At 72.6% G+C, this 10,759-nt stretch carries 11 protein-coding genes; all 11 read left to right on the top strand.

Translation table 11 applies throughout. The features are described from left to right. On the top strand, positions 1–1,201 hold a 1,201-nt coding region (gene dacB, locus ACTIDRAF_RS0208770; protein ID WP_016698363.1), incomplete at its 5' end, for a D-alanyl-D-alanine carboxypeptidase/D-alanyl-D-alanine endopeptidase. 77 nt (positions 1,202–1,278) lie between these two features. Continuing rightward, positions 1,279–2,361: a zinc-dependent metalloprotease gene (locus tag ACTIDRAF_RS0208765; protein ID WP_157162929.1), complete on the top strand. Its 1,083-nt coding sequence runs from the start codon at positions 1,279–1,281 to the stop codon at positions 2,359–2,361. Positions 2,362–2,393: 32 nt separating this feature from the next. Continuing rightward, positions 2,394–3,386, top strand: coding sequence for a tRNA lysidine(34) synthetase TilS (gene tilS, locus ACTIDRAF_RS0208760; protein WP_016698361.1), 993 nt, complete (start codon positions 2,394–2,396; stop codon positions 3,384–3,386). A gap of 65 nt (positions 3,387–3,451) precedes the next feature. Beyond that, the gene (gene hpt, locus ACTIDRAF_RS0208755) at positions 3,452–4,006 is read left to right on the top strand and encodes a hypoxanthine phosphoribosyltransferase (RefSeq protein ID WP_026065913.1); all 555 of its coding nucleotides are present in this window, start codon (positions 3,452–3,454) and stop codon (positions 4,004–4,006) included. Between the two features lie 339 nt (positions 4,007–4,345). Further along, complete coding sequence (gene ftsH / locus ACTIDRAF_RS0208750) at positions 4,346–6,901, top strand: ATP-dependent zinc metalloprotease FtsH (RefSeq protein WP_016698359.1); 2,556 nt, start codon at positions 4,346–4,348, stop codon at positions 6,899–6,901. A gap of 51 nt (positions 6,902–6,952) precedes the next feature. Continuing rightward, positions 6,953–7,546 (top strand): GTP cyclohydrolase I FolE, encoded by a 594-nt coding sequence (gene folE, locus ACTIDRAF_RS0208745; protein ID WP_052168757.1) that lies wholly within the window; start codon positions 6,953–6,955, stop codon positions 7,544–7,546. A gap of 133 nt (positions 7,547–7,679) precedes the next feature. Beyond that, a complete protein-coding gene (folP, locus tag ACTIDRAF_RS0208740; RefSeq protein WP_039786433.1) occupies positions 7,680–8,504 on the top strand; it encodes a dihydropteroate synthase in 825 nt (274 codons plus the stop codon). Then, complete coding sequence (gene folB, locus ACTIDRAF_RS0208735) at positions 8,501–8,881, top strand: dihydroneopterin aldolase (RefSeq protein WP_016698356.1); 381 nt, start codon at positions 8,501–8,503, stop codon at positions 8,879–8,881. The genes folP and folB overlap by 4 nt, the downstream gene beginning before the upstream one ends. Continuing rightward, positions 8,878–9,378 (top strand): 2-amino-4-hydroxy-6-hydroxymethyldihydropteridine diphosphokinase, encoded by a 501-nt coding sequence (folK, locus tag ACTIDRAF_RS0208730; protein ID WP_016698355.1) that lies wholly within the window; start codon positions 8,878–8,880, stop codon positions 9,376–9,378. Before folB ends, folK begins: the two co-directional genes overlap by 4 nt. A 43-nt stretch (positions 9,379–9,421) precedes the next feature. Beyond that, positions 9,422–9,904: a DUF3180 domain-containing protein gene (locus tag ACTIDRAF_RS0208725; RefSeq protein WP_016698354.1), complete on the top strand. Its 483-nt coding sequence runs from the start codon at positions 9,422–9,424 to the stop codon at positions 9,902–9,904. 153 nt (positions 9,905–10,057) lie between these two features. Continuing rightward, the coding region (locus tag ACTIDRAF_RS27895) for a DUF6779 domain-containing protein (RefSeq protein ID WP_016698353.1) at positions 10,058–10,759 on the top strand (702 nt) is incomplete at its 3' end.

The raw sequence follows: 10,759 nt of genomic DNA, 5'->3' as shown, positions 1-10,759 counted from the left end.
CGCGGCGGGGCTGACGGCGCGGCTCGACCAGGTCGGCGCCACCCCGGCGTTGGGCAACCTGAGCGGGGTCGTTGTCGACCCGGCGAGCGGTGAGACCCTCTGGGCCCTCGACGAGACGACTCCCCGCACCCCGGCGTCCACGACGAAACTGCTGACCGCCGCGGCGATCCTGCTCACCATCGAGCACGACGCCACCCTGGAGACCCGGGTGGTGCGGGGGGACGAGCCCGGGACGCTGGTGCTGGTCGGCGGTGGTGACCCGACGCTGTCCGCCCTGCCCGCGGACACCCCGACCTACAACTACCCCGACGCGGCCCGACTGGACGACCTCGTCGAACAGGTCCAGGCCGCCCAGCCCGGCCCGGTCGAGCGAATCGTGGTGGACGCGAGCCGTTACACGGGAGAACGCCTCGCTCCGGGAGTGGGCGAGGCTGACGTGCCGGGCGGGCACATCGCACCCGTCGAGCCGGTGATGCTCGACGTCGACCGGCAGGACCCGCTCGCCGCGACGACGCCGCGCACCACGGAGCCGGCGCTGGCCGTGGGACGGGCGCTGGGCGAACGCCTGGGCGTGGCCTCCGAAGCGGTGGAGGTCAGCCGGGAGCCGGTGGCGGGGGAGGGCGCGACCGTGCTCGGTGAGGTGTCCTCGCCCAGCATCGAGCGGATGGTCGAGTCGATGGTGCTGACCTCCGACAACACCCTCGCCGAGACCCTCGCCAGGGAACTCGCCCTCGCCACCGGGCACGAACCCAGCTTCGACGGAGCCACCACGGCCATCCTCGAGGTCCTGGCCGAACACGGCCTCGACGTGTCCTCGGTCTCCCTCTCCGACGCGAGCGGGATGTCCACCGAGAACGACATCTCACCGGCGGTGCTGGCCGAGCTGCTCGCCGAGGCCGTCGGGCCGGACCGCCCGGACGAGGTCGCCATGATGCTGCGCCCGATGCTGCCCGGGCTACCCGTCGCGGGTGCCAGCGGCACCCTGGGTGGCCGGTACATCGACAACGCGCGGGAGGGACGGGGCTGGGTGCAGGCCAAGACGGGCACCCTGACCGGGGTGAGCACCTTGGCCGGCATCGTCACCGACGTCGAGGGCAAACTCCTCGTCTTCGCGTTGATGTCCGACGGAGCGAACACCCTGGAGGCGCGGGCGGCCCTCGACGAGATGGCCGCCGCCATCCGCACCTGCGGCTGCCGCTGAGGAGCACACGGTGGGTGAGGGCCTCGGCACCGCTCGCGGTCACCTGCCCGGGTACTGCCTCCGGTAGCGTCTGGGGTGTGGACGCCAAGTCAGTGGCAACCGTGCCCGCGCGGGTCGACCGCACGGGCCCCATCGCCTGGGACGTCGCCAGGTCCACCGCCGTGCGCCTGGTCGGGCGAGGACCGCAGGTGCCGATGGAGGACGCCGTCAGCGCCGTGTCGGGGCTCCGCGACCTCAGCGCGGAGGCGGAGGGCCACGTCAGGGAGCTCACCGGGCTCGGGTACGACCTCCCGCTGCGGGCGGGCCTGGTGCTCGACCGCCCGGGCTGGGCGTCCGCCGCGGTGGAGGGCATGGCGGCCCTGGTCGACCAGGCCATGCCCACCAGGCAGAACGCGGGGCTGATCGCGGCCCTCGCCTCGAAGGCGGCCGGCGTCCAGGCGGGAGCGGTGCTCGCCTACCTCGGTGGGCGGGTGCTGGGCCAGTACGACCCGTTCGGCGGCGACGACGGGCAGGGGCGGCTCCTGCTCGTCGCGCCCAACATCGTCGGAGTCCAGCGGGCCCTGCGGGTGCCGCCGGCGGACTTCCAGATGTGGGTGTGCCTGCACGAGGCCACGCACCGGCTCCAGTTCACCGCCGTCCCGTGGCTGCGGGACCACTTCGCCACCGAGGTCGGGACCCTGCTCGGGTCGATGGACGACACCGTCGTCGGAGCGCTGGACCAGCTGCCCGAGCTGGTGAGGGCCCTCCGCAACCGGCGCGCTCCCGACGGCGGCGAGCCACCCGCCCTCGTCGAGCTGCTCCAGTCACCCGCCCAGCGCGCCCACCTGGACCGGCTGCTCGCCCTGGGCACCCTCCTCGAAGGGCACGCCGACCACGTCATGGACGCCGTCGGTCCCCGGGTCGTGCCCTCGGTCCGCCGCATCCGGGCGCGGTTCACGGTGCGCCGCCGGGGCGGTGGCCTGCTCGACCGCGCGTTGCGGGTCCTGCTGGGGGTGGACGCCAAGGTGCGCCAGTACGCTGAGGGCGCCGCGTTCACCAGGCACGTCGTCCGACGGGTCGGCATGGACGGCTTCAACGCGGTGTGGACCTCGCCGGAGACCCTGCCGACCCGCGCCGAGATCGCCGAGCCGGCCGCCTGGCTGCGCCGCGTGCACGGCTGAGCGCATCGCGGCGACGGCTCGTGGCGTGAACGATGAGTGACCGGATCCCCGCCGTGTCCCGCACCCGGGTCGCCGTCCGGGCCCTGCTGGACACCGCGAGGAGCGGGGGACACCTCGAGTCCGGCTTCCTGGACGTGGCCTGCTCGGGTGGTGCGGACTCCCTGGCGCTCGCGGCCGCGGCCGTGCACGAGGGCCACCGCGGCGGGTTGGCGGTGCGGGGCGTCGTCGTGGACCACGGCCTCCAACCCGGTTCGCGCGAGGTGGCCGAACGGGCGGCCGAGCAGCTGGCCGGCCTCGGTGCCGACGAGACCCTCGTCCTCCGGCCGCCGGTCACCGGGGGTGGCGGGGTCGAGGCAGCCGCCCGCCGTGCCCGGTACCAGGCCCTCCGGGGGGCCCTGCGTGATCCCCGCCAGCTCGTCCTCCTCGGCCACACCCTCGACGACCAGGCGGAAACCGTCCTCCTCGGGCTGGGGCGCGGCTCCGGTCCCCGGTCGATCGCGGGTATGCGCGCCCTCGACCCGCCCTGGGGACGCCCGTTGTTGGAGTGCTCCCGTGCGGTGACCGCGCAGGCCTGCCGGGAGCTGGGCCTGCGACCCTGGACCGACCCGCACAACAGCGACCCCAGGTTCACCAGGGTGCGGCTCCGCCGTGAGGTGCTCCCGCTGTTGGAGGAGGTGCTCCATGGCGGGGTCGCCGAAGCGCTGTGCAGGACGTCCGCGCAGCTCAGGGAGGATGGGGCGGCGCTGGACCAGTGGGCGGAGAAGCTGTTCGCCCTCAGCGGGAGTGACCAAGGACACGGTGCGTTGGTGGTCAGTGTCCTGGCGGACGCACCGGCCGCCGTGCGGCGGAGGGTCTTCCGCCGGTGGCTGATGGACCACGGGGTCCGCGAGCTCACTGACCTGCACCTGCGCGCCGTGGACGAGCTCGTCGGGCGCTGGCGGGGGCAGGGCGCGGTGTGGCTACCGGGAGGGTTGGTCGTCGAACGAGCGCATGGCAGGCTTCAGGTCGGTCGGCCGGCGGGGTGAGCCTCGCGCGACGCCGTCCGGGCGACCACCCACGACTGGACCTGATTCCCAAGGGGATGCCCTCCGTGTACGACGGCGACATCGCATCGGTACTCGTCTCTGAAGAGCAGATCAAGGACAAGGTCACCGAGCTGGCCGGTCGGCTGGCCGAGGACTACCCGGCAGGGTCGAGATCGACGGACCTGCTGCTCGTCGGCGTGCTCAAGGGCGCCGTGATGTTCATGACGGACCTGGCCAGGGCGCTGCCGGTGCCCACCCAGCTGGAGTTCATGGCCGTCAGCTCCTACGGCTCCTCCACCTCCTCCTCCGGGGTGGTGCGCATCCTCAAGGACCTCGACCGGGACATCGCCGGCCGGGACGTGGTCATCGTCGAGGACATCATCGACTCGGGGCTCACCCTGTCCTGGCTGCTCAAGAACCTGAGCTCGCGGAACCCGGCGTCCATCGAGGTCTGCACCCTGCTCCGCAAGCCCGACGCGGTGCAGGTGGACCTGCCGGTGCGCTACGTGGGGTTCGACATCCCCAACGAGTTCGTGGTCGGTTACGGGCTCGACTACGCGGAGCGCTACCGCGACCTGCCCTACATCGGCTCGTTGGAGCCGAGGGTGTACTCCAGCTGACCCGACGGGCCTGCCCCGTCCGGCGGCAGGTGACCACCCCGTCGGGGTGACCTGGCTCACGACGAGATGCGGGGTGGTTCCCCGCCCCCGGGGGAACTTTCCCGGAGGGCGCTCCGTTGGACCCCACGTCAGGTGCCGTGCGCGGACAGCGCGGTAGGGGTGGCCACCAGGCGCCTGGACGCACGGACCGCCGCTCGGGCCGAGTGGTACCACTCCGGCGGTGAAGGCCGCCGTGGGCGGTACGCTGGTCCGAACGGGGAGCCATCGCCCGGGCGGCGCCCAAGTTCCGCCCGACACGCACGCCAGGGAGGGTCGAGGCCGGAATACGGCCGTAGCCGAATGGACCGCAAGCGCCTGCTCCGCAACCCATTCATCTGGATCCTGCTGATCCTGCTGTTGATCGTGGGGTACAACGTCCTGACGGACGACACCCGTGGCTACCACGAGGTGCCGACGTCGCAGGCGCTTGAGCAGATCGCCAACGGCAACGTCCGGACCGCCCAGGTGGAGGACAAGGAGCAGCGGCTCCGCCTCACGCTGAACTCCCCGGTCGAGGGCAACGAGCAGGTCATCACGCAGTACCCGGCGGGCGGCACCGAGCAGATCGTCGACGCGCTGCGCGGCGCCTCCGGGATCGCCGAGTGGGACACCACCGTCAACCAGGACAGCCTGTTCACGCAGCTGCTGATCTACATGGTCCCGCTGGTCCTGCTGCTGCTCCTGCTGCTGTGGATGATGAACAACGCCCAGGGCGGCGGGAACCGGGTCCTGAACTTCGGCAAGTCCAAGGCCAAGCAGCTGAACAAGGACATGCCCAAGACGACGTTCTCCGACGTGGCCGGCGCGCAGGAGGCCGTGGAGGAGCTCTACGAGATCAAGGACTTCCTCCAGTCCCCCGGCCGCTACCAGGCGCTGGGAGCGAAGATCCCCAAGGGCGTCCTGCTCTACGGCCCTCCGGGGACCGGCAAGACCCTGCTGGCCAGGGCGGTCGCCGGCGAGGCGGGTGTCCCCTTCTACTCGATCTCCGGTTCCGACTTCGTCGAGATGTTCGTCGGTGTCGGGGCGTCCCGGGTGCGCGACCTGTTCGAGCAGGCCAAGCAGAACGCGCCCTGCATCATCTTCGTCGACGAGATCGACGCCGTGGGCCGGCAGCGGGGCGCCGGTCTCGGTGGCGGGCACGACGAGCGGGAACAGACCCTGAACCAGCTGCTCGTCGAGATGGACGGCTTCGACTCCCGAGGCGGCATCATCCTCATCGCCGCGACGAACCGGCCCGACATCCTGGACCCCGCGCTGCTGCGCCCCGGTCGTTTCGACCGCCAGATCCCGGTGGCCGCTCCCGACCTGGCCGGGCGGAAGGCCATCCTCCGGGTGCACTCCAAGGGGAAGCCGCTGGCGCAGGACGCCGACCTCGACTCCCTGGCCAAGCGGACGGTCGGCATGTCCGGCGCGGACCTGGCCAACGTCATCAACGAGGCCGCCCTGCTCACAGCCCGCCAGCAGGGCCAGCTGATCACGTCCGCCGCGTTGGAGGAGTCCGTCGACCGCGTCATCGGCGGTCCGGCCCGCCGCAGCCGGGTCGTGTCGGACAAGGAACGCAAGATCGTCGCCTACCACGAGGGCGGGCATGCGCTCGCCGCGTGGGCGATGCCCGACCTCGAGCCCGTCTACAAGCTCACCATCCTGCCGCGAGGTCGCACCGGAGGGCACGCGCTGGTCGTGCCCGAGGACGACAAGGACCTCATGACCCGGTCGGAGATGATCGGGCGGCTGGTGTTCGCCCTGGGCGGGCGGTCGGCCGAGGAGCTGGTCTTCCACGAGCCCACGACGGGCGCGTCCTCCGACATCGACCAGGCGACCAAGATCGCCAGGGCGATGGTGACCGAGTACGGCATGAGCCACCGGCTGGGTGCCGTGAAGTACGGCAAGGACGAGGGTGACCCCTTCGTCGGCCGCACGATGGGCACGCAGCCCAACTACTCGCTCGAGGTCGCGCACGAGATCGACGAGGAGGTGCGCAAGCTCATCGAGGCCGCGCACACCGAGGCGTGGGAGATCCTCAACACCTACCGCGACGTGCTCGACGACCTCGTGCTGGAGCTGCTGGAGAAGGAGACGTTGCAGCGGCGGGACCTGGAACGCATCTTCTCCCGGGTGGAGAAGCGGCCGAGGATCACCGCCTTCAACGACTTCGGCCACCGCACGCCCTCCGACAAACCGCCCATCAAGAGCCCGGCCGAACTGGCGAAGGAACGCGGCGAGCCGTGGCCCCCGGTGCCGGCCGTGGAGGCGGCCCCGACGCCGCCGGCTGCTCCCGACCAGGGCGCGGGGGCCGAGGAGGAGTCGGGCCAGCAGCCGGACCAGCGGCAGGACGAGTCGGTGGAGGGGCAGCCTGGCCAGCCAGCGCAGCAGGCGCCGCCCCAGCAGGCGCCGTGGCCCGGAGGTCAGCAGGCCGCCCCGCAGCCGGCGGTGCACCCGAACCACCAGGCCACCCGTCCGATCCCCAAGCCCGCCGGCGGCAGCAGGTCCGGTCCGCCGAACTACGGCGCGCCCCCCGGGTGGACGCCGGCCACCTCGCCGTGGACACCGCAGTCCTCCGGGTGGACCCCCTCCTGGGAGCGTGGGGCGACCCCGAGCTGGGAGCAGCAGCCGTCGAGCCCCCCGGCGGGGGAGAGCGGCGGGGCGCAGCGGGAGCCCGTCAGCGGGGAACCCGCGGGAGCCGAGAAGCCCGAGGAGGGTGGTTCGGCGCCGGACACCAGCGACGAGGGCACGCAGCGGTTCAGCCGCGACGAACTGCCGGGGCAGCAGCCGGGCGCGGGGTCGGGCCAGCAGGAGACGACCGACGACCCGCGGCGCGGGACGACGAACGACCAGGAGGACGGTGATGGTCGCTGACCTCCGGAGAGGGCAGCGGTGACCGGCACCTTCGAGGAGCTCGACGGTGACCTGGCGGCGCCCGCAGCCGGGCCCGGCCACTTCGACCAGGCCCGCGCCCAGGCCGCCATCCGCGAGTTGCTGATCGCGTGCGGCGAGGACCCGGACCGCGAGGGACTGGTGGAGACCCCGGCCCGGGTGGCCCGGGCCTACCGGGAGATGTTCGCCGGGCTGCACACCGACCCGGACGCGGTGTTGTCCAAGACGTTCGACGAGAGCCACGAGGAACTGGTGCTCGTCCGGGACATCCCGATGTTCAGCAACTGCGAGCACCACCTGCTCCCCTTCCACGGCGTGGCGCACGTCGGCTACATCCCCAACGAGCGGGGGCAGGTGACGGGGTTGTCGAAGCTGGCCAGGCTCGTCGACCTCTACTCCCGGCGACCCCAGGTGCAGGAACGGTTGACCTCGCAGGTCGCCGACGCCCTCGTGCGGCGGCTCGCCCCACGCGGCGTGATCGTGGTGATCGAGGCGGAGCACCTGTGCATGACCGTGCGGGGGGTGCGCAAGCCCGGAGCCAGGACCACGACGTCCGCCGTGCGGGGACTGCTCAGGTCCTCCGCGTCGTCCCGCGCCGAGGCGCTGAACCTGATGCGGTCGGGCTGAGCGGGCCAGGACCGACCGCGCTGGTGCGGTCACTCCGCGGGCACGGCCAGAATGGCGGCAGGTCGGACATCGAGCTGAGGAGCGATCCGCCGTGTTAGTACAGGAGACGCACCACGTGCCACGCGTGCTGCCGATGCCGGGGCGCTGCGTCGTCATGGGCGTGCTCAACGTCACGCCCGACTCCTTCTCCGATGGTGGGCGCTACCTCGACCAGACGCAGGCGATCCACCACGGTGTGGAGCTGCACCAGCAGGGAGCCGACATCGTCGACATCGGCGGCGAGTCCACCAGGCCGGGCTCCTCCCGGGTGGACGCGGACGTGGAGATCGCCAGGGTCGTACCGGTGGTCAGGGAACTCGCCGCGCTCGGTGTCACCCTGAGCATCGACACGTCCAGGGCGGCGGTCGCCGAGGCCGCGCTCGCCGCGGGCGCGGCGGTCGTCAACGACGTCTCCGGCGGGTTGGCCGACCCGGGCATGGCCAGGGTGGTTGCCGAGGCGGGTGCGCCGTGGATCCTGATGCACTGGCGGGGCCACAGCAAGAGCATGAACAGCCTGGCCCGCTACGAGGACGTGGTCGCGGACGTGCGCGCCGAGCTGCTCGCCCGGGTCGACGAGGCCGTGGCCGCCGGCGTGCCACCCGAGTCCCTGGTGCTCGACCCGGGCCTGGGGTTCGCGAAGAACGCCGAGCACAACTGGGCACTGCTGAACCGGCTCGACGCCCTGGTGGAACTCGGGTTCCCGGTCCTGGTGGGGGCCTCGCGGAAGCGGTTCCTGGGAGCGGCGCTGGCCGACCGGGACGGCACCCCGCGCCCACCGGCCGGCCGCGAGGTGGCCACCGCGACGGTGTCCGCGCTGTCCGCCTCAGCTGGAGCCTGGGGCGTGCGGGTGCACGACGTCGTCGGCTCGCTCGACGCGATCGCCGTGGAGCGGGCCTGGCGGGCCGGGGGTGCGCGATGACCGACCGCATCAGGTTGACCGGGGTCCGGGCCCGGGGGCACCACGGCGTTTTCGACCACGAGCGCCGTGACGGGCAGGAGTTCGTGGTCGACCTGACCGTGTGGGTGGACCTGTCGGGAGCGGCGGCCAGCGACGACCTCCGCGACACGCTCGACTACGGGGCGCTGGCCGAGCGGATCGTCGCCGTCGTCAGTGGCACTCCGCGGAACCTGATCGAGGGCGTGGCCGCCCAGATCGCCGACGAGGTGATGACCGACCCGCGGGCCCACGCCGTCGAGGCCACGGTCCACAAGCCGGCGGCACCGATCAGCGTGCCGTTCGACGACGTCGCCGTCACCGTCCGCAGGTCGAGGCGCGGCGGCCGGGGAGCCTCGTGACCAGGGCGGTGCTCTCGCTGGGCTCGAACCTCGGCGACCGCTTCGCGCACCTCCGGTCGGCGGTGACCGGGTTGGGCGAGGCCGTGGTCGCGGTGTCCCGCGTCTACGAGACGGCCCCGTGGGGAGTGACCGACCAGCCCGACTTCCTCAACGCCGTGATCGTGGTCGACGACGCCGGGGTGGATGCCTGGGGCTGGTTGTACCGGGCTCGGGAGCTGGAGGAGGCCGCCGGGCGGGAGCGGACCGTCCGGTGGGGGCCACGAACCCTGGACGTGGACGTGGTGACGGTCGACGGGGTCCGCTCGGAGGACCCCGAGCTGCTGCTGCCCCACCCGGGCACTCCGGAGCGGGCGTCGGTGCTGGTTCCCTGGCTCGACGTCGAACCGGAGGCGGTCCTGCCCGGTCACGGCCCGGTGCGCGAACTGCTGCGGGAGCTGGTCGGAACGGGGGTCGCGGTCCGACCGGACCTGGATCTGCGCGGGGCGGCCCGGCGTTGAGAGACTGGGGCCGTGCGTCGACCAGGATGAAGGAGGCGGGTGGATGAGATTCACCAGGGCCCGCGACCTGCTGGCCGTGGGCCTGGGCAGTGTGCTCGTCGTCTACCTGCTGCTCACCCTCTTCTACTCGTCGCTGCCCCGACTGCCGACCTTCGCCGGGATCACCCTCGTGCTCATCGGTGCGGTGGAGGCCGTGCTGGGCTCCTCGATCCGGGCGCGGGTGCGCGGGCGGGACCAGCGGCACGTCATCCCTCGGGAACTCGCCCTGCTCGCCGCACGTGCGGTGGCCCTGGCGAAAGCGTCCTCGCTGCTGGGTGTGATCATGCTCGGGGCGTGGCTGGCCGTGTTGCTGTACGTCTCACCGCACCGGGGCGACTTCGACGCCGCCGCCGGCGACCAGGTGACATCGCTGATCGGCATCGCCTGCGCGGTACTGCTCGTGGTGGCCGCCCTCTGGCTGGAGCACTGCTGCCGAGCGCCGGAAGACCCCGACTCCGACGAGGACCGGAACGACCATGACGACTAGGCGCGTACCGCCGCGCGGGCGGAGGCACGCCGCTGCTCCCGTTCCCGCCGGCGTCAATCCACCGCCGGCGGGGCCGCCCGCTCGTCCGAGGCCGTGGGAGCGGCCCCCCGCCACAGGTCTCGGTTCGATTACCGACCGGTACCGTGTGGCGTTATGAGCGGCCTGTCTGGCTCGGACGACGAGCGGAACCGTATCGGCCGTGGTCCCGTCCTCTGGATCGGCGGTTGCGCGCTGGCCGTTGGTGCCACGGTGTTGCTGCTGCTCAGCGACGACGCACGGCTCCTGCGGCTGGGCATCGTCGCGGGACTGTGGGCCGCCCTGTTCGGTGCCTTCGCCGCTGCCCGCTACCGGCGGGAGGCGGCTGAGCGGGCGGACCAGTCCGAGGAACTGCGCCGTGTCTACGAGCTGGAGCTGGAACGCGAGGTAGCCGCACGCCGTGAGTACGAACTCGACCTCGAGGCGGAAACCCGCCGGCAGGTCGAGGACGAGCTGCGAGCGGAGTCGCAGGAGCAGCTGGCCGGTCTCCAGCGGGAGCTGGAGACCCTGCGCCGCAGCCTGGAGTCCCTGCTGGGAGGGGACGTCCTGGTGGAACGGGTGGCGCTGCGCGCCGAGTCCACCAGGGTGCGGTCGCTCTCCGACCAGGGCGGGCGGGTGATCTCCTCGGGTGAGGAGGAGAACCACCCAGTGCGCGCGCTGGCCGTGGGAGCGCGGACGGTCGATGACGATGACGATGCCGAGGTCGATCCGGAGGCCGACGCGGAGGTGGCCGAACCCCGCCAGGGGAACGCGCCCGCCGCCCCCGCTGACCGGACGCAGGTCATCGGTGGGGCGCCGGCCGGTCGCACCCGCGCGCCC

This window comes from Actinoalloteichus spitiensis RMV-1378 (assembly GCF_000239155.1).
GTDB classification, from domain to species: Bacteria; Actinomycetota; Actinomycetes; order Mycobacteriales; family Pseudonocardiaceae; genus Actinoalloteichus_B; species Actinoalloteichus_B spitiensis.
Note: the sequence above shows the minus strand (reverse complement) of the source record. Positions and strands in the feature narration are given on the sequence as shown.

What these genes read in the sequence shown, in the direction of transcription:
- tilS (WP_016698361.1), top strand. Translation starts at nt 2,394, where the DNA reads ATGAGTGACCGGATCCCCGCCGTGTCCCGCACCCGGGTCGCCGTCCGG.
- ftsH (WP_016698359.1), top strand. Translation starts at nt 4,346, where the DNA reads ATGGACCGCAAGCGCCTGCTCCGCAACCCATTCATCTGGATCCTGCTG.
- folP (WP_039786433.1), top strand. Translation starts at nt 7,680, where the DNA reads ATGCCGGGGCGCTGCGTCGTCATGGGCGTGCTCAACGTCACGCCCGAC.
- folB (WP_016698356.1), top strand. Translation starts at nt 8,501, where the DNA reads ATGACCGACCGCATCAGGTTGACCGGGGTCCGGGCCCGGGGGCACCAC.
- ACTIDRAF_RS0208725 (WP_016698354.1), top strand. Translation starts at nt 9,422, where the DNA reads ATGAGATTCACCAGGGCCCGCGACCTGCTGGCCGTGGGCCTGGGCAGT.